At 72.3% G+C, this 17,572-nt stretch carries 15 protein-coding genes; 7 read left to right on the forward strand and 8 right to left on the reverse strand.

All coding sequences use genetic code 11. The features are described from left to right. Positions 1–124 precede the first annotated feature (124 nt). From IG90_RS0131575 to IG90_RS0131585, 3 genes are all read left to right on the forward strand, one after another. Positions 125–820, forward strand: a complete 696-nt coding sequence (locus IG90_RS0131575) for a hypothetical protein (protein WP_030592252.1) — start codon at positions 125–127, stop codon at positions 818–820. Between the two features lie 88 nt (positions 821–908). Further along, positions 909–1,568 carry a GNAT family N-acetyltransferase gene (locus IG90_RS0131580; protein WP_030592255.1) on the forward strand — a complete coding sequence of 220 codons (660 nt, stop codon included), beginning with the start codon at positions 909–911 and terminating at the stop codon, positions 1,566–1,568. A 9-nt stretch (positions 1,569–1,577) separates the two neighbouring features. Continuing rightward, positions 1,578–1,775 (forward strand): hypothetical protein, encoded by a 198-nt coding sequence (locus IG90_RS0131585; RefSeq protein ID WP_030592259.1) that lies wholly within the window; start codon positions 1,578–1,580, stop codon positions 1,773–1,775. A gap of 68 nt (positions 1,776–1,843) precedes the next feature. Here IG90_RS0131585 and IG90_RS0131590 read toward each other — a convergent pair whose 3' ends face one another. Continuing rightward, entirely contained in the window at positions 1,844–3,469 is a 1,626-nt protein-coding gene (locus IG90_RS0131590) for an AMP-binding protein (RefSeq protein WP_030592262.1), read from the reverse strand. Further along, positions 3,466–5,142, reverse strand: coding sequence for an AMP-binding protein (locus tag IG90_RS0131595; RefSeq protein WP_030592264.1), 1,677 nt, complete (start codon positions 5,140–5,142; stop codon positions 3,466–3,468). Before IG90_RS0131595 ends, IG90_RS0131590 begins: the two co-directional genes overlap by 4 nt. A 130-nt stretch (positions 5,143–5,272) precedes the next feature. On the opposite strand from IG90_RS0131595, the gene IG90_RS0131600 reads away from it, so the two are divergent. After that, positions 5,273–6,115: a response regulator transcription factor gene (locus tag IG90_RS0131600; protein ID WP_030592267.1), complete on the forward strand. Its 843-nt coding sequence runs from the start codon at positions 5,273–5,275 to the stop codon at positions 6,113–6,115. 19 nt (positions 6,116–6,134) lie between these two features. Here IG90_RS0131600 and IG90_RS0131605 read toward each other — a convergent pair whose 3' ends face one another. The 6 genes from IG90_RS0131605 to IG90_RS0131630 all read right to left on the reverse strand — a co-directional run bounded on the left by IG90_RS0131605 (position 6,135) and on the right by IG90_RS0131630 (position 12,543). Continuing rightward, positions 6,135–7,271 carry a winged helix DNA-binding domain-containing protein gene (locus IG90_RS0131605; protein WP_030592270.1) on the reverse strand — a complete coding sequence of 379 codons (1,137 nt, stop codon included), beginning with the start codon at positions 7,269–7,271 and terminating at the stop codon, positions 6,135–6,137. A gap of 169 nt (positions 7,272–7,440) precedes the next feature. Beyond that, on the reverse strand, positions 7,441–8,178 hold the full coding sequence (locus IG90_RS0131610; RefSeq protein ID WP_030592274.1) for a hypothetical protein: 738 nt from the start codon (positions 8,176–8,178) through the stop codon (positions 7,441–7,443). Beyond that, positions 8,175–8,699 carry a SigE family RNA polymerase sigma factor gene (locus tag IG90_RS0131615; protein WP_030592277.1) on the reverse strand — a complete coding sequence of 175 codons (525 nt, stop codon included), beginning with the start codon at positions 8,697–8,699 and terminating at the stop codon, positions 8,175–8,177. Before IG90_RS0131615 ends, IG90_RS0131610 begins: the two co-directional genes overlap by 4 nt. 106 nt (positions 8,700–8,805) lie before the next feature. After that, entirely contained in the window at positions 8,806–9,960 is a 1,155-nt protein-coding gene (locus IG90_RS0131620) for a right-handed parallel beta-helix repeat-containing protein (protein WP_030592280.1), read from the reverse strand. Between the two features lie 82 nt (positions 9,961–10,042). After that, the gene (locus IG90_RS0131625; protein WP_030592283.1) at positions 10,043–11,047 is read right to left on the reverse strand and encodes a glutathione S-transferase family protein; all 1,005 of its coding nucleotides are present in this window, start codon (positions 11,045–11,047) and stop codon (positions 10,043–10,045) included. Then, positions 11,044–12,543 carry an MFS transporter gene (locus IG90_RS0131630; protein ID WP_030592285.1) on the reverse strand — a complete coding sequence of 500 codons (1,500 nt, stop codon included), beginning with the start codon at positions 12,541–12,543 and terminating at the stop codon, positions 11,044–11,046. Before IG90_RS0131630 ends, IG90_RS0131625 begins: the two co-directional genes overlap by 4 nt. 156 nt (positions 12,544–12,699) lie before the next feature. Between IG90_RS0131630 and IG90_RS0131635 the strand changes: the two genes are divergently transcribed. The 3 genes from IG90_RS0131635 (at position 12,700) to IG90_RS0131645 (ending at position 17,561) form a co-directional block, all read left to right on the forward strand. Beyond that, positions 12,700–13,095, forward strand: coding sequence for a VOC family protein (locus IG90_RS0131635; RefSeq protein WP_030592287.1), 396 nt, complete (start codon positions 12,700–12,702; stop codon positions 13,093–13,095). Between the two features lie 169 nt (positions 13,096–13,264). Next, positions 13,265–14,359, forward strand: a complete 1,095-nt coding sequence (locus IG90_RS0131640; protein WP_030592288.1) for a glycoside hydrolase family 5 protein — start codon at positions 13,265–13,267, stop codon at positions 14,357–14,359. A 769-nt stretch (positions 14,360–15,128) separates the two neighbouring features. Next, a complete protein-coding gene (locus tag IG90_RS0131645; protein ID WP_030592289.1) occupies positions 15,129–17,561 on the forward strand; it encodes an endonuclease/exonuclease/phosphatase family protein in 2,433 nt (810 codons plus the stop codon). The last annotated feature ends 11 nt before the right edge of the window (positions 17,562–17,572 follow it).

Raw genomic sequence — 17,572 nt, forward strand, 5'->3', positions numbered from 1 at the left:
TGCCGCTCGCCCGTACGAAGTGCGTCGATTCCCTCCCCGGAGCCTCGCTCCTGGTGGACGATGGGGGTGACGAGGGAGACACGGAGCGCAGTCGCCCGCGCGTCCGTGCCGGAGGGAGACGTTCGTGGAGTCCGTGCCGGTCCGGTGCCCTGTCTGCAGCCGCGACCACGCCTACAGCACACCGGCCTACCCCTGCCCGTGCGGGACGCCCACCGCCCCGCCGCTGCTGCCGGACGCCCCGGCGGTCCAGGTCACCCACCGCAGCTGGAAGGACGCCTGGGTCACCGTCCGCTGCACGTCCTGCGCTCGGGAGGACCAGTGGCCGCAGCCCGAGCTGTGCTGCCCGTGCGGGACCGTCCTGCGGATACCGGTGCGCCCGGTGGCCGCCGCGCCGGGCTCCCCCGCGCACATCCCCCTGCCGCGCACCGCCGCGCACCCGCGTCCGACGTTCCGGCCGATGACGATCCGCACGGGCCACGACGCGGTGAGCGCGGCCGGCCTGTATCTGACCTGGCTGGGCTACCGCGACGTCGGCCGGCCCGGGGCGGGCCCGGCCTCCGGGATCGACCTGCGGGCCGACGGGATGATCGCGCGGGTCGACTCCAGCACCCGGCCCGCGTCGCTCCGCGCGGTCGAGACCCTCTGGCTCAACGCGCTGGGAGCCTCGGCGACCGGGGTGTTCTTCTCCCTCGCGGGATACGCGGCCGACGCCCGGGCCCGCGCGGACGGCGTCGGACTCCCGCTCTTCGTCATGGACCTCACCGGAACCCCGCAGCCGGTGAACAGCCCCGCCGACGAGCTGGTCAGCACGGGCGCCTGAAGCAGGACGACAGCCCGGGCACCGCCGTCCAGGGAGTGGATCCGGCCACCACGTACCGGTCCGCCGTCCGGCGCGGCACACTGAGTACATGCGTATCCGCTCCGCCAGACGCTCGGATCTCCCGCTTCTCCAGGACATCGAGCGCGCCGCAGGGGAACCGTTCCGCGCCCTGGGCATGGCCTTCGTGGCCGACGACGATCCGCCCCCGCTCGACCTGCTGGAGAGCTACCGGCAGGCAGGACGTTGCTGGGTGGCCACCGACCCCCTCTCCGCCACCGGCGACCGGCCGCTCGGCTATGTGCTCGCCGACCCCGTCGACGACGCCCTGCACATCGAGCAGGTCTCGGTCGATCCCTCCGCCGCCCGCCGGGGCATCGGCCGGGGACTGATCGCCCACCTGGCCGCCCTGGCCGCGGCCCGGGGCATGGCGGCCCTCACCCTGACCACCTTCACCGATGTGCCGTGGAACGCCCCGTACTACCGCCGTATCGGCTTCCGGACCCTGACCGAGGGCGAACTCACCGACGGGCTGCGGGCGATCCGGGCCGAGGAGGCCCAGCACGGCCTCGACCGCTGGCCCCGGGTCTGCATGCGGCGCGAACTGGCGCCCGTCGTCCGGCCGTCGGATGCCCGGATGCCGGATACCCGGCCGTCGGATGCTCCGGGGACCGCGAAGGCTCCGCGGATTCCGGACACCTCGGGGGCCCCGGACGCTTCGGAAGCCGTGGCTGTCAGTGGTGGCGCGTAAGCTGTGCGCATGGCTTTACTCCCGGACAGCTCCCTCCCCGCAGACCGCCCCGCGCCCGCCGCCGAGCAGGCCAACGAGGCCATCCGCGCACTCGTCGACGCCTCCGGGCAGGACTGGTCCGAGGTGGAAGCGGCGACGTACGAGGTGCTGCTCATCGAGTGGGCGGCGGCGACCCGGGGCGACCCCGACGTCATCGAAGCCGCCTGACCCGGCGCCCCTCCCGCTCGGTCCGCGTACACCAGGCGCACTCCGCTCACGTCCCAGGCGCACTCCGCTCAGTCCGCGTACGTCTCGCGGAGCTCGATCTTGCGGACCTTCCCGCTGACCGTCATCGGGAAGGTCTCCAGGATCCGCAGTCTGCGCGGGATCTTGTAGTGCGCGAGCCGCTCCCGGCAGTGCGCGGTGACCTCATCCAGGGTGGGCGGGTCGGCCGGGTCCCGCGGGATGACGCAGGCCAGGATCTCCTCGCCGTATCGCTCGTCGGGCACCCCGACCACCTGGACGTCGGCGATCTTCGGATGGCTGTACAGGAACTCCTCGATCTCCCGTGGGTACACGTTCTCGCCGCCCCGGATGATCATGTCCTTGATCCGGCCGACGATCTGGACGTATCCGTCCTCGCGCATCACCGCGAGGTCTCCCGTGTGCATCCACCGCCCGGCGTCGACGACTTCGGCGGTGCGGTCGGGCTGGTCCCAGTAGCCGAGCATCACGCTGTAGCCCCGGGTGCGCAGTTCGCCGGCGCTGCCGCGCGGCAGCGTGACGCCGGTGACCGGGTCGACGACCTTGACCTCGATGTGCGGCAGCGCGCGGCCCACCGTGCCCGTGCGTCGCTCCAGGTCGTCGTCGCGGCGGGTCTGGGTCGAGACGGGCGACGTCTCCGTCATCCCGTAGCAGATGGACACCTCGGCCATGTGCATCTCGGCGACGACCCGCTTCATCACCTCGGCCGGGCAGGGTGAACCGGCCATGATCCCGGTGCGCAGCGAGGAGAGGTCGTATGCGGCGAAGTCCGGCAGGTTCAGTTCGGCGATGAACATGGTGGGCACGCCGTACAGCGAGGTGCAGCGCTCCTGCTGGACGGCGGCCAGCACGGCGGCGGGCTCGAAGGACGGGCCCGGGATCACGATGCAGGCACCGTGCGAGGTGATGGCGAGGTTGCCCATCACCATGCCGAAGCAGTGAAAGAAGGGCACCGGGAGGCAGACCCGGTCCGCCTCGGTGTAGGCGATCGTCTCGCCCACGAAGTACCCGTTGTTGAGGATGTTGTGGTGGGAGAGCGTCGCCCCCTTGGGGAAGCCCGTGGTTCCCGAGGTGTACTGGATGTTGATCGGGTCGTCGCAGGACAGCTCGGCCTCGCGGGCGGCCAGTTGCTCCTGGGTGACGGCGTGCGCGGCGGCGGTCAGCTCGTCCCAGGACGGGTCGCCGATGTAGTGGACGGCGCGCAGGTCCGGGCAGTCGGCGCGGACCTGGTCGACGAGGGTGCGGTAGTCGCTGGTGCGGTGGGAGAGGGAGGCGACCAGCAGGGAGATGCCGGCCTGCTTCAGGACGAACTCCACCTCGTGGGCGCGGTAGGCCGGGTTGATGGTGACCATGACGGCCCCGATCCGGGCCGTGGCGTACTGGACGAGCACCCACTCGGGGCAGTTGACCGCCCAGATGCCGACCCGGTCGCCCTTCGCCACCCCCGACGCCATCAGGGCGCGGGCCAGCACATCGACGTCCGCGGCGAATTCCGTGTACGTCCAGCGGCGGCCCGACGCCACGTCGACCAGTGCCTCGCGGTCGCCGTGCGCGGCGGCCGTCCGGTCCAGGTTGCGGCCGATGGTATCGCCGAGCAGCTCCGTGTCACCGGTGCCGTGCGCGTAGGACAGCTTCTCGTGTGCCGGCTCGCCGCTCACTTCAGGTCCCCCTCGTCGAACTCGGTGCCGGCGCCCAGGGCGGTGCGTTCGCGGAGCTCGATGCGGCGGATCTTGCCCGAGACGGTCTTGGGCAGGTCCGCGAACTCCAGCCTGCGGATGCGTTTGTACGGGGCGAGGACCGCCCGGGAGTGCTCGAAGAGGATCTTGGCGGTGTCCGGCCCCGGCTCCCAGCCCTCCGCGAGCACGACGTACGCCTTCGGGACGGAGAGGCGGAGCGGGTCGGGGGCGGGCACGACGGCGGCCTCGGCGACCGCCTCGTGCTCCAGCAGGGCGCTCTCCAGCTCGAACGGGGAGATCTTGTAGTCGGAGGCCTTGAACACGTCGTCGGCGCGGCCCACGTAGGTGATGTAACCGTCCGCGTCGCGTGCGCCGATGTCGCCGGTGCGGTAGTAGCCGCCGGCCATCGCCTCGGCGGTGCGGTCCGGGTCGCCGTGGTAGCCGGTCATCAGGCCGACGGGGCGGTCGGCCAGATCGAGGGAGATCTCCCCCTCGGCCGCCCCGGGCCGGCCGGTGACCGGGTCGAGCAGTTCGACGGTGAAGCCGGGGCTCGGGCGGCCCATGGAGCCGGTCTTGAGGAGCTGGCCGGGGGTGTTGGCGACCTGGACGGCGGTCTCCGTCTGACCGAAGCCGTCCCGGATGGTGACACCCCACGCCCGCCGGACCGTCTCGATGACCTCCGGGTTCAGCGGCTCCCCGGCCGCCACGACCTCGCGCGGCGGGGCCTTCAACTGGCTCAGGTCGGCCTGGATGAGCATCCGCCAGACGGTGGGCGGGGCGCAGAAGCTCGTGACGCCCGAGCGGTCCATCTCGGCCATCAGGCGGCCCGCGTCGAAGCGGGTGTAGTTGAAGATGAAGACGGTGGCCTCGGCGGTCCACGGGGCGAAGAGGTTCGACCAGGCGTGCTTGGCCCAGCCGGGCGAGGAGATGTTCAGATGGATGTCGCCCGGCCTGAGCCCGATCCAGTACATGGTCGACAAGTGGCCCACGGGGTAGGACACATGGGTGTGCTCGACCAGCTTCGGGCTGGCGGTGGTGCCGGAGGTGAAGTAGAGCATCAGCGGCTCGTCCGGGTCCGTCTCCCGGCCGGGTGTGAACGCGGCGGGCGCCTCGGCCACCCCTGCGTACGGCAGCCAGCCCGGCACCTCGTCGCCCACCGCGATCCGGGTGTAGTCCCCGGGGACCTCGTCGAACTTCGCGGTGTCCGCGTCCCGCACCAGCACATGGCGCACCCGGCCGCGCTCCACCCGGTCGCGCAGGTCGGCGGGGCCGAGCAGCGGGGTGGCGGGGATGACGACGGCGCGCAGCTTCATCGCGGCGAGGGCGGTCTCCCACAGCTCGACCTGGTTGCCGAGCATGACGAGGATGCGGTCGCCCTCCCGCACGCCCTGCGCCTTCAGCCAGTTGGCGGCCCGGCCGGAGCGCTCCGACATCGCCGCGAAGGACACCTCGGTGCGCCGGCCGTCCTCCTCCACGATGTGCAGGGCGGTGCGGTCGTTGTTCTCGGCGATGACGTCGAACCAGTCCAGCGCCCAGTTGAAGTGGTCCGCCCGGGGCCAGCGGAAACCCGCGTACGCGGTTTCGTAGTCCTCGCGGTGTTCCAGCAGGAAGTCCCGGGCGGCCCGGAACGTCTCGGTCGCGCTGGTTGCCGACATGTGCCCTCCTCGTTACGGACCGGTCGCTTAACATCATGTAAACAGTGACCCAGGTCTCACCACCCCCGGACGGGGGTGGTCCTCTCCCCCGTCCGGGGGAGGCGCGCGGGCCGGGTGGAAGGGCGTCGGAGTGCCGGAACCGGTCGATGCGGTCGAGATGCAGGCAGCGCTGTTGAGGCTGCGCCGCACGAGCGGGCTTCCCGTGGTGTTCGGCGGCCTGTTGTCCGATGCGCGCCATGCGCGGATCGCCGAGCTGAACGGGGCGCAGACCAGCGCGCTGCGGGGCCTGGTCGTCTCCGCCGGGAGCGGCCTGGGCGGCAAGGCCATCGCGCTGTCCCGGCCCTGTGCGGTGACGGACTACGCCTCCTCGCGCCACATCAGCCACGAGTACGACGCGGCGGTGGCGGCGGAGGGGCTGCGCTCGGTGGTCGCGGTCCCCGTCGTCGTACGGCGTGCGGTGCGGGGCGTGCTGTACGGGGCGCTGCGCACGCCGGTCACGCTCGGCGACCGGATGTTCGACGCGGTGGTGGCGGCGGCCCGTGATGTGGAGCAGTCGCTCGCGGTACGGGACGAGGTGCGGCGGTTGCTGGCGGCGGGCCGGGAGCAGGTCTGCGATCCGGACACGGTGCCCGGAGCCTGGGAGGACGTGCGCGAGGCCCACCGTGAACTGCGGGCCCTGGTCCCGAGGGTCGTCGACCCGGCACTGCGCGACGAGCTCCTGGACGTCTGCGGGCGGCTGGCCTCGGCGTCGGGCGCCAAGGTGCCCGCTGCCCGGGAGGTCCGCCTCGCGCCGCGCGAGGTGGACGTGGTGGCGTGTGTGGCGGCGGGCGCGACGAACGCGGCGGCGGCCGAGCGGCTGGGGCTGCGGCCCGAGACGGTGAAGGGGTATCTGCGGTCCGCGATGCGGAAGTTGGGGGCGCACACGAGGCTGGAGGCGGTGGTGGCTGCCCGCCGGGCGGGGCTGCTGCCCTGATCCGTGGGCCGCGACGCCGTCAGTCTCCGTGGTCCAGGAACGTGCCGAACCGGACGTCGTGGTCCGTCGCGTCCGTCATCACGGCCAGCATCCGCGCCGCCTCCTCGGTGATCTCCGCTCGCTCGTCGCGGGTCAGGCTCCGGAGCGGCTGGGCGGTCAGGACCGCCGTGCCGCCCTCGCGTTCGATGTGCCAGACCGCGTCGAGGAACCCGTCGATCAGCACGGATCCGTATGACTGGTTGCCCACCCCGTTGCGTCCCTTGTTCACGGCGGGGATGACGCGGGTGCGGTCGGCGTGGCCGAGGAGGACGTTGTCGAACTCGGGCAGGAAGCGCGGCGGGGCCGGGGTGTCGGGGTCGGGTCGCGGGGCCTCGGGGAGGTCGAAGAGCTCGACGCCCCGCTCGTCCCGGAAGGTGAGCAGCCGGGGCCTGAGCCGTTCGAAGACCTCCTTCGTACGGGTGAGGCCCGCCCAGGACTGGAAGTCCATCACCGAGGCGGGACCGAACGCGCCCAGGTAGCGCAGCACGGTGGCGTCGGGCGCGGGTACGGGTTCGGCGGGCCTGCCGAGCCAGTGCTCCACGGTGGTCAGGGCGACCTGCCCGCTGCGGCCCCACAGTCCGCGCGGGGTGACCTGGACCAGTGGCAGCAGGCAGCGGGCGGCGACGGTGAGCGCGAGCGGGTCGGCGTCCGGCCAGCGCGCGAGGAGTTCCCCGCGTAGCTCCTTGACCGGCCTCGGTCGCTCCTCGACCAGTTCCCCGGCCACCGCCGCGAGCCGGTCCAGGTCCACCCCCGCCAGCCCGCGCCGGAAGTTCTTCAGCTCCCGCTCGCGTGCCGCCTGCACCAGGGGGCGCAGGGTGAGGGCGTCGTCCGCCGTATGGGTGTGGAGGGTGGAGCGCAGGGTGACGATCCGGACCACCTCGCGGGACTCCATGAGGGCGGACAGCTCTTCGGGGTCGAAGTCCGCGAGCCGGGAGTACAGCTGGAAGTACGGGGGCTTGGTGTTCTGCGCCTGGAGCCCGAGGAGGTGGGCGACCGCGTCCTTCGCGGACATCGGTGACCTGCGCAGCAGGAGCTGCCGGTCCAGGGTCGCCCGGTTCAGCGCCCGGGCGGGCAGGACGGCGGGGTGTGCGGCGGTGCGGTGCGTCTTCGCGGCCATGGTCCGCACGCTACCGGGGCTTGCGGACAGCTGTGGTCCGCAAGCGGGTGGGGTACGTGGGGTACGCCCACCGGGTCCGAGCGCCGGGCAGTGATGCGGGTGCCCGACGGCGGGGCGCATGGCCCGTACGCCGGCCAGAGGCACGCTCGCACCAGGGTGAGCGCCCGGGTCAGGTGGTGGGCGCGAAGTCGCCGTGGACCTCGTAGGTGCCGCTCGCCGCCTTCGCCGTGGCCCGGTACACGTCCGCGCCGGCGTCGCGGCCGCCGGAGGCGTGGTCGTACTGTCCGGCGAAGACGTGCGTCCCGGCCGGCACCGTCCGTCCGGACCTGAGCGTCCAGCGGTAGACGAGCATGCCGTCGCGTTCGTGCACGGACAGGTCGAAGTCCGCCGTGGGCCGTGTCTCCCACCGTCCGGTGCTCCGCAACCGGTCCGTCCGGGCCACGAACAGTTCGACGGTGAGCGCGGTGAGCGGCTCCTGGGTCTTGAGCGTGACGTTGCTCTGTGCCCAGTGGACGTTGTCGTCCGGGGCGACGGAGCCGTCCGCCCACAGCGGACCGTCGGTGGTGCGGCTCCGGCCCGGCTGCGGCGGCCGGCGGTCGCCGGTCGCGGGAGGCGTGGCGGCGGAGGTCTCCGGCAGCCCTCCGGTGGACACCTTCTGCGGACCGGTCGCCTCCTCCTGTACGAGTGAGGTGACGGCGGTCGCGCCGATCGCGCACACCGCGGCGGCGGCCACCGCCGCGAGGGCCACCCGCGGCCAGGCGGGACGGGTGCGGCGGGCACGCGCGCCCCGGGGCTCCGCACCGGTCGCCGCGAGGTCCCGCGCCCGCTCGACCCGGGCCAGCATGCGCGCCCGGTCGGGCCGATGTGACGCGGCGGCTTCTTCCAACTGCCTGCGCAGGTCGCTCATCGTCGTCCACTTCCCACGGTTTCGAGGCCGGTACGGTCGCCCAGCAGCCGTTCGAGTTCCGCCATTCCCTTGGAGGTCTGGCTCTTCACCGTGCCGACGGAGATGCCGAGCGCCAGAGCGGTGTCCCTCTCCGACAGATCGAGCGCGTGCCGCAGCACGACGCACGCCCGCTTGCGGAAGGGAAGTCTTCGCAGCGCCTGCCGCACGTCGAGCACGGCGGCCACGTCCGGGCCGTCCGTCCGCTCCGCGCGCCGGGACCAGAACAGCGCGATGCGCCGGCGCTCGCGTACCGCACCGCGGATCCGGCTGCGCGCCAGGTTGGCGACGACTCCGCGGGCGTACGCCACCGGATGCTCGGCGGCGGACATCCGGTCCCAGCGGTCCCAGAGCGCGACGAAGGCGTCGGCGGCCAGGTCGTCGGCCGCGTCCGCCTCGCCCGTCAGAAGGAAGGCCAGGCGCGACAGTTCGGCGTAATGGCGGTCGAAGAACTCGTGGAACTGCGCCGATGCGTCGTCGGCCATGCCGGGTACCCCTCCGTCGTGCGCGCCGTTGCGGCCTGAGCGCCGGATCATATGTGCCGGTCCCGGGGCGGCCGGCCACCGGCCCCGGGACCCGGTCGTGCGACGGTTACGGCATCGGAGCGCCGATGTCCGGTGTGCCGGTGGCCAGGAAGTCCGTCGCCGGCAGCGAACCGTCCGCGCGCCGCGGCCCGTACGCCGTGGCCGGATCGGTGCTGACCCGGCCCACGACCGGTGCCCCGTCCGCGTCCCAGGTGTTGGCGGCCGACACCACGCGCCGGCCGAGCTTCGCCGCGCCGGTGGCGTTGTCGAGCGCGTAGTTGCGGGAGAGACGGGAGGGCGAGGAGGCGGCGTAGTAGCCGGAGGCGTCGTTGGCGTAGGCGGTGTTGCGGTGCAGGCGCAGGGCTCCCGGGTTGCTGTTGTCCGTGAAGCCGTGCTTCTCGTTGTCCCAGGCGGCGTTGCCGGTGATGACGTGTGCGGCGCTCGCGCCGCCGCCGCCGAGCTTGAAGCCGTTGCCGTTGCCTTCGAAGGCCGGGTCCTTCCAGCGGTTCACGCCGTTCCCGTAGGCCCAGCTGCGCTCGATGCGGACGGGGCTCGCCCACTGCCACAGGTCCACGCCGTCGTCGGCGTTGTTGTAGAGCCGTGCGCCGACGATCCGGTTTCCGGTGCCCGATCCGAACTTGATCGCGAGGCCGTCGGCGTTCTGACCGTGGTTCTTCGCGTCGTAGTTGTCGTAGGAGTCGAGGTTCTCGACGAGGTTGTCCGTCGTGCCCTCGCCGCGCAGCGTGAAGCCGGAGTCGCCGTTGCCGTGCGTGGTGAGGTTACGGAAGATTCCGCCGGTGGACGAGGTGACGACGACGCCGTGCGCGCGGGAGTTGCGGAACGTCAGGCCGGACAGCGTCCAGTGGTCGCCGCCTATCGCGACCAGCCAGTCGCCTTCGGGCAGCGCGGAGCCGTCGACGACGGCCTTCTCCGCCTTGTACGCGGTGACGGTGATCCGGCTCCGCGCGGTGCCGTCCGCCTGGCTCTTGAGGCTCTTGGCCGGGCGGTACGTGCCGCCGCGCAGTTGGATGGTGGTGCCGGGGCCGGCGTTCGCGAACGCCTTCTCCAGCTCCGGCGTGGTGGAGACGAGGACCGTGCCGGCGGCGCGCGCGTCGTCCGGCGTGCTGGTCAGCCAGACGCCCGCGAGGCCTGCGGTCACGGCGACGGCCACGGCGGCCTGGAGCGTACGCGTCCTGCGGTGTCGTCCTCTGCTGGTGCTCACGTGAGGGGGTTCCTTCGCTCGGTCGGCGGTCGGGAGTCGTCCGGGCCTGTGCGGCCGGACGACTCCTTGTCGCCGCCGGGGCTCAGAAGGTTGCCGCCGGTGGTGTGCCGTCTCCGAAGGGTCGGCCGCCGAGCTGTTCGCGGTGGTGCGGGGTGGTCCAGCCGGAGAGGTCGGGGCCGGCGGGGACGATGCCGGTGGGGTTGATGCCGGTGTGCACCTGGTAGTAATGCCGCTTGATGTGGTCGAAGTCGACCGTGTCGCCGAATCCGGGCGTCTGGTGGAGGTCGCGGACGTACGCCCACAGGACGGGGTCCTCGGTCAGCTTCGTACGGTTGCACTTGAAGTGGCCGTGGTAGACGGCGTCGAAGCGGACGAGGGTCGTGAAGAGGCGGATGTCGGCCTCGGTGATGGTGTCGCCGACCAGGTAGCGGCGGTCGGTGAGGCGGTCGGAGACCTGGTCGAGGCGGGCGAAGAGGGCCTCGTACGCCGCCTCGTACTCCTCCTGGGAGCTCGCGAACCCCGCGCGGTAGACGCCGTTGTTGACGTCCTCGTAGATGCCCTCCATGACCTCGTCGATCTCCGGGCGCAGCGGTTCGGGGTAGAGGTCGGGGGCGCCGGGCCGGTGCAGGGCGGTCCATTCGGTCGCGAGGTCGAGGGTGATCCGCTGGAAGTCGTTGGTGACCAGCTTGCCGCTCGGTACGTCCACGATCGCGGGGACGCTGACGCCGCCGGGATAGCCGCTCTCCCGGGCGTCGTAGGCCTCGCTCAGATAGCGGATGCCGAGGACCGGGTCCTTGCCGCCCGGATCGAGGGTGAAGCGCCAGCTGCGGTCGTCCTGGATCGGGTCGGCGACGGCGAGCGAGAGGGCGTCCTCCAGGCCGAGGAGCCGGCGGGAGACCAGGGCTCGGCTCGCCCAGGGGCAGGCGCGGCTGACGACGAGGCGGTAGCGGCCCGGCTCGACGGGCCAGCCGTCGCGTCCGTCCGCGGTGATCCGGTCGGCGAAGTGGCTCCGGGAACGCTTGAACGGCTTGTGGCCGTAGGAATCGTTGCTCTTGGTCCCCGCGCTGTCCGCTGTCGTGTCGCTCATGCCACGCTCCTCGTTGCGTCGGTGGATCGGTCCGCTGTACGTCGTCTGCCCCGTCGGTCGGCTCCGACCTCGGCCAGCGCCACGATCAGCGCGGCCAGCACGAAGGCGACGGACACGATGAGCCCGTCGTCGTAGGCGTCGGCCCAGCCGTCCGGGCCGACCTGGGCGAAGAACACCGCGCCGACGGCGGCGATCCCGACCGCGGAGCCCACCCGCTGGCCGGTCTGGAGGGTGCCCCCGGCGCTTCCGGCCCGGTGCACCGGGACCTCCGCGAGGGTCAGCGTCTGGTTCGGGGCGATGACCAGACCGCTGCCGAGACCGGCGAGGAGCAGCGGGGCGGCCATGGCCCAGCCCGCTCCGTCGCCGGGGACCAGGTGGACGGCGAGGGCGGTGCCCGCGAGGCCGAGGGCGACCATGGCCAGGCCCGCCACCACCAGCGGGCGGCCGAAGCGGCCGACGAGCCGGCCGCCGATGGACGCGGCGGCGCCGGAACCGAGGGCGAAGGGGGTGATGGCGAGTCCGGCCTGGAGGGCGGAGTAGCCCAGGCCGGACTGGAGGTAGAGGGTCGTGACGAAGAAGATCGAGGTGAACCCGGCGAAGTAGAGCAGGATCAGCAGGCAGCCCAGCCAGTAGGAGCGCAGCCGGAACAGCGACAGGTCCAGGACCGGGTGGGTGGGTCCGCCCGTGCACCGCGACTCCCAGGCCACGAACGCGGTGAGCAGGGCCGCGGCCAGGACGAGCAGGAGCCACTTGGCGTTGCCGGGCCACTGCTGGGCCTGGACGAACGGCAGCAGCAGGGCCAGCACCCCGGCCCCGAGCAGGACGACGCCCACCGGGTCCAGGTCGCGCGGCCTCACCCGGCCGGCGGATGGGGTGTCGGGGAGCAGTCGGTGGGCGAGCAGGAGGCAGACGGCGCCGAGCGGGAGGTTGACGTAGAAGACCCAGCGCCAGCCGTGTTCGGGTCCGGCGGCCTGGATGAGCAGACCGCCGAGCAGCGGGCCGACCGCCGTGGAGATGCCGACGACGGTGCCGAACATGCCGAAGGCCCGGCCGCGCTCGCGTCCGGAGAACATCTGCTGGATCAGGGCGGAGATCTGTGGGGAGATCAGGCCGCCCGCGATGCCCTGTACCAGCCGGGCGATCACCAGCCACAGGCTGGACTGGGCGGCTCCGCAGGCGGCGGAGGCCAGGGTGAAGAGGGCGAGTCCCGTCATGAAGACCGCCCGGCGGCCCCGCGCGTCGCCCAGGCGTCCGGCGGGGATGAGGAAGAGGCCGAAGGCGAGGGCGTAGCCGGAGAGCACCCATTGGAGGTCGGACTCGGGGGTGTTCAGGCCCTCCCGGATGGAGGGGAGGGCGACATTGACGATGGAGACGTCCAGCAGGGTCATGAAGCCCGCCACCAGGCAGACGGCGAGTGCCTGCCAACGCCGGGGGTCGGGTCCGCCGGGGGCTGCGTCGCCCGCGGTCGGCCCGGGATGCGCAGCGCTCCGTGCCATGGTTCGCACCTTAGGTCGCAGCGGGTGTTTCCTCACCCGGGACGCGTCCGCCGCGGTCGCCCGGATTCCGGCCGCATCCGGGCACGGCGTCGGCCCGGGTGCCCGGGCCTGGTCCGGCTCGGCGTGTCCGGGGCCACCGGGGGTATCCGTTCCCGCATGACTGTGGAGAAAACGAGCGTCCTCGTCCTTGACTGCGCCGAGCCCGTGGAGCTGGCCGAGTTCTACGCCGGTCTGCTCGGCGCGGAGACACGGATCGGCACCGACCCCGACTTCGTGGAGATCGTCGGCAACCACGGCGTCCGGCTGGCGATCCGCCGCGACCACGGTTACGCCCCGCCGAGCTGGCCGCGTCCGGAGGACTCGCAGCAGGCGCATCTGCGGATCCTGGTGGGACGCGAGGACTTCGACGAGGCCGAGCGGGAGGCGATCGGTCTCGGTGCCAGGCCCGTCGACACCGGCGACAGCAACAGCGGGCCCCGGGACGTGCGGGTGTACGCGGATCCGGCGGGCCACTCGTTCTCGCTGGCGGTCCATCCGCTGCCGGGGGGCTGAGCAGCACGGAGGGTACGGGCGGGTGGCGGAAGGGTCCCAACGGGCCCTTCCGCCACGCGCGTTAACAGACAGGAAAGTTTCCCAACACTGTTGACGGCAATTGGAAGGAACCTTTACTTTCAGTCCTGCCGACATGGCGCCTCCCACCCCCTCCGAAGGGAGCACCACCATGCACCAGCGCACCAGTCCCCCCACCGGTTCCGCCCCCACGACGGGCCGTCGCGGGATGGCCCGCAAGGCCCTGCTCGCCGCGTCCGCGCTCGGTGTCGTCACCGCACTCATGGCTCCGGTCCGGGCGGGCGCCGCACCGGCCCCCGCCGCTCCCACCGGCGCCTCCCCCTCCGCCGCCACGCCGCTCGCCGCCAACGGCCAGCTGTCCGTCTGCGGCCGTCAGCTCTGCAACGCCTCGGGCCGGGCGGTCGCCCTCAACGGGATGAGCACGCACGGCACCCAGTGGTACGCGCAGTGCGTCACCGACGGCTCGCTCGACGCCCTGGCCCAGGACTGGCGCGCCGACGTACTGCGCGTCTCCACCTACGTACAGGAGGGCGGGTACGAGACCGACCCGGCCGGATTCACCGCCCGTGCGCAGAAGTTCGTCGACGCGGCGCACGCCCGCGGCATGTACGCGGTGATCGACTGGCACATGCTCTCCCCGGGCGACCCGAACGCGAACCTGTCGCGGGCGAAGACCTTCTTCACGGCGATGGCGAAGAAGTACAGGAACCACCCGGGTGTGCTCTACGAGATCGCCAACGAGCCCTCGGGGGTGAGCTGGTCGGGCATCAAGTCGTACGCCGAGCAGATCATCCCGGTGATCCGCGCCCAGGACCCCGACGCGGTGGTGCTGGTCGGGACCCGCGCCTGGTCCTCCTTCGGGGTGTCCGAGGGCTCCGACGAGTCGGAGGTCGTGAACAACCCCGTCCGCGCCTCGAACATCATGTACACCTTCCACTTCTACGCGGCCTCGCACCGCGAGGCGTACCTGAGCGCGCTCGACCGGGCCTCCGACAGACTCCCCGTCTTCGTCACCGAGTTCGGAACGCAGAACTACGCGGGCGAGGGCGCGAACGACTTCACGATGTCGCAGCGCTACCTCGACCTGATGAAGCGCAAGAAGATCTCCTGGACCAACTGGAACTACTCCGACGACCACCGCTCCGGCGCCGTCTTCAGGACCGGCACCTGCAGCGGGAGCAACTGGACGGGGACCGGGGTCCTGAAGGAGGCCGGGGTCTGGATCCGCGACCGCATCCGCCAGTGACCCCGGCCCGCTCCCTTCACCGTCAGACCGGACGGCGGCGCGGGGAGGCGTCGGTGAGGACCGCCGGGGCCTGACCGGCCTCCCGCGCCGACAGGTTGACGCCGGCGGGACGATCTCGTCGATCCGGTCGAGAGCGTCCCGGCTCAGCCTCACCTCGTCGGCGCCGAGCCGGCTCTCCAGCTGCTCGAAGGTGCGCGGCCCGATGATCGCCGAGGTGACGGCCGGGTGCGTCAGTTTCGTGCCCGGCGGCGGAGCTCCCGAGAAAAGCTCTCCCGCGGGTTCGGAACTGGCCACGGTCCGCGGCCGGTCGGCGGGGTCGCGCAGCAGGGCCGGCGCCGGGCCGGAGCGGTTCGGCCTGTCCCGGGGAACGGTTGCCCCGAGGCGCAGACCGGAAGGGCTCCGGCGGCGTTTCGTCAGGAGGGGCGCGTTCAGGCCCGGTGACACGCCGCGGAGCACACGCGCTTCAGGTCGACATGACCTCCCGTCGTCAGGTATGCGGATCGCTGCATGGCGCGCAACGGAGCCGCATGATGGACGGCGGTCTCAGCTCGACGTGTTGCCCGCTGTTGCCGCATGTGACAGGCGCATGACGGGCGCGCGAAGCAGGTCTGCGGCGGGCGTGCGAGCGGCCGGCGGCGGACCGCTCCGGGCGGGGAGACCTGCCCTCCATCCGGAAGATGCCGGGAATTAACCGATGATCCCTTGTCATGCCCCGTTCTACGCGCATAGCTTTTGCCCCTACTACTCAGTTCAGTTGGGGGCACCTCCCGTGCAGATATACAGATCCGGTTCCGTCCTGCTGACCGGCGCCGTCGCCGTCGCTCTCGCGGTGACCGCCCTGCCCGCCGCCCAGGCGGCCCCGTCCGCCACCGCCGTCATCTCCGAGGTGTACGGCGGCGGGGGCAATTCCGGCGCGACGCTGACCCGGGACTTCGTCGAGCTGGCCAACGCCGGCTCCGCGCCCTTCGAGGTCGGCGGGCTCAGCGTCCAGTACCTGCCGGGCAGCCCGTCGGCCGGCTCGCAGTGGCAGGTCTCCGAGCTGTCCGGGGCGATCGCGCCCGGCGGGCGCTACCTGGTCGCCCAGGCCGCGGGCACCGGCGGCACGGTCGCGCTGCCCACCGCCGACTCCACCGGCACGGTCGCCATGGCGGCGGGCAGCGGCACCGTCGCCCTGGTCTCCGGGACGGCCCCGCTCACCTGCAAGTCGGCGGCGGACTGTGCGGCGGACACCCGGATCGTCGATCTGGTCGGTTACGGTTCCGCGGTCGTCCGGGAGGGCAGCGGCCCGGTCCCCGGCGCCTCGGCCACCGCGTCGGTCGCGCGGGGCACCTCGCTCGCCGACACCGACGACAACGCCGCCGACCTCGCCGCGGGCGCCCCGAGCCCGGTCAACGCGAAGGGCGAGACGTCCGGCGGCGGGCAGGAGCCGGAGGAGCCCGGCCCCACCGAGCCCGGCGACGTACGGATCCACGACATCCAGGGCACCACCCGTATCTCCCCGCTCGACGGCGCGACGGTCACCGGCGTGCCGGGCGTCGTGACCGGCGTGCGCACCAGCGGCTCGCGCGGCTTCTGGATCCAGGACACCGCGCCCGACAGCGACCCGCGTACCAGCGAGGGCCTGTTCGTCTACACCGGCTCCACCGCCCCGGCCGTGGCGGTCGGGGACGCGGTCCTGGTCAGCGGGAAGGTCGCCGAGTACTACCCCGCCGCCGGCGCCCAGTCGCTCACCCAGATCACCGCACCGCGCACCACCGTGGTCTCCTCCGGCAACGCGCTGCCCGCCCCGGTCGTCCTCGACGCCCGCTCGGTGCCCGGCCGCTACGTGCCCTCGGCGGACGGCGGGGCGATCGACGCGCTGCCCCTGAACCCGTCCCGCTACGCACTGGACCTGTACGAGGCCCTGGAGGGCTCCCTGGTCCGGATCGCCGACACCCGCGTGACCGGGGCGACGACCGCGTACGACGAGATCTGGGTGACCGTGAAGCCCCGGGAGAACCGCACCCGGCGCGGCGGCACGGTCTACGCCTCGTACGAGGACCAGAACACCGGCCGGCTCAAGGTGATGTCGCTGGACCCGGCGCGTCCGGTGCCGACCGCGAACGTCGGCGACGTCCTCACGGGCCGCACCACCGGTGTGCTCGACTACGCCTCCTACGGCGGCTACAACGTGCAGGCCACCGAGCTGGGCACGATCGTCGACAAGAAGCTGCGGCGCGAGGTGACCCGCAAGCAGAAGAAGGACGAGCTGGCGGTCGCCACGTACAACGTGGAGAACCTCGACGCGGGCGACGACCAGACCAAGTTCGACACCCTGGCCGAGGGCGTCGCGGTCAACCTCTCCTCCCCCGACATCGTCTCGCTGGAGGAGATCCAGGACGACAACGGTGCGGTGAACGACGGCACGACGGGCTCCGAGGCCACACTGAAGCGGTTCACGGACGCGATCGTCGCGCAGGGCGGGCCGCGCTACGCCTGGCGCTACATCGCCCCCGAGAACAACAGGGACGGCGGTCAGCCCGGCGGCAACATCCGCAACGTCTTCCTCTTCAACCCGGAGCGGGTCTCCTTCACCGACCGCGCGGGCGGCGACGCCACCACGCCGGTGCGTGCCGTGGACACGTGGAAGGGCGTGAAGCTCTCCGCGTCCCCGGCCCGGATCAACCCGGTGAGCCCCGCGTGGGACAACAGCCGCAAGCCACTGGTGGGCGAGTTCGTCTTCCGGGGCGAGCCGGTCTTCGTCATCGGCAACCACTTCGCGTCCAAGGGCGGCGACCAGCCGCTGCACGGCCGCTATCAGGAGCCGACGCGGTCCTCGGAGACGCAGCGGATCCAGCAGGCCACGGAGGTCAACACCTTCGTCGCCTCGCTGCTGAAGGCGGACAGGTCGGCGCACGTCGTCACGCTCGGGGACATCAACGACTTCGAGTTCTCCGCGACGATGAAGGCCCTGACCAAGGGCAAGGTGCTCAAGCCGCTGATCACGACGCTGCCCGCGTCGGAGCGGTACAGCTATGTCTACGACGGCAACTCGCAGACGCTGGACCACATCCTGACGAGCCCCGGCATCCGGCGCCTCGACTACGACGTGGTGCACATCAACGCCGAGTTCGCGGACCAGGCGAGCGACCACGACCCGCAGGTGGTACGGATCAAGGTCAGGGGCTCGCACGGCCACGGGCACGGAGAGCCTCTCGGGTGACCCCTGATCGG

It is taken from the genome of Streptomyces anulatus (assembly GCF_000721175.1).
GTDB classification, from domain to species: Bacteria; Actinomycetota; Actinomycetes; order Streptomycetales; family Streptomycetaceae; genus Streptomyces; species Streptomyces anulatus_C.

Excerpts from the sequence above, each read along its gene's own strand:
- IG90_RS0131580 (WP_030592255.1), top strand. The coding sequence starts at position 909 with ATGCGTATCCGCTCCGCCAGACGCTCGGATCTCCCGCTTCTCCAGGAC.
- IG90_RS0131585 (WP_030592259.1), top strand. The coding sequence starts at position 1,578 with ATGGCTTTACTCCCGGACAGCTCCCTCCCCGCAGACCGCCCCGCGCCC.
- IG90_RS0131595 (WP_030592264.1), bottom strand. The coding sequence starts at position 5,142 with ATGTCGGCAACCAGCGCGACCGAGACGTTCCGGGCCGCCCGGGACTTC.
- IG90_RS0131605 (WP_030592270.1), bottom strand. The coding sequence starts at position 7,271 with ATGGCCGCGAAGACGCACCGCACCGCCGCACACCCCGCCGTCCTGCCC.
- IG90_RS0131610 (WP_030592274.1), bottom strand. The coding sequence starts at position 8,178 with ATGAGCGACCTGCGCAGGCAGTTGGAAGAAGCCGCCGCGTCACATCGG.
- IG90_RS0131615 (WP_030592277.1), bottom strand. The coding sequence starts at position 8,699 with ATGGCCGACGACGCATCGGCGCAGTTCCACGAGTTCTTCGACCGCCAT.
- IG90_RS0131625 (WP_030592283.1), bottom strand. The coding sequence starts at position 11,047 with ATGAGCGACACGACAGCGGACAGCGCGGGGACCAAGAGCAACGATTCC.
- IG90_RS0131630 (WP_030592285.1), bottom strand. The coding sequence starts at position 12,543 with ATGGCACGGAGCGCTGCGCATCCCGGGCCGACCGCGGGCGACGCAGCC.
- IG90_RS0131635 (WP_030592287.1), top strand. The coding sequence starts at position 12,700 with ATGACTGTGGAGAAAACGAGCGTCCTCGTCCTTGACTGCGCCGAGCCC.
- IG90_RS0131640 (WP_030592288.1), top strand. The coding sequence starts at position 13,265 with ATGCACCAGCGCACCAGTCCCCCCACCGGTTCCGCCCCCACGACGGGC.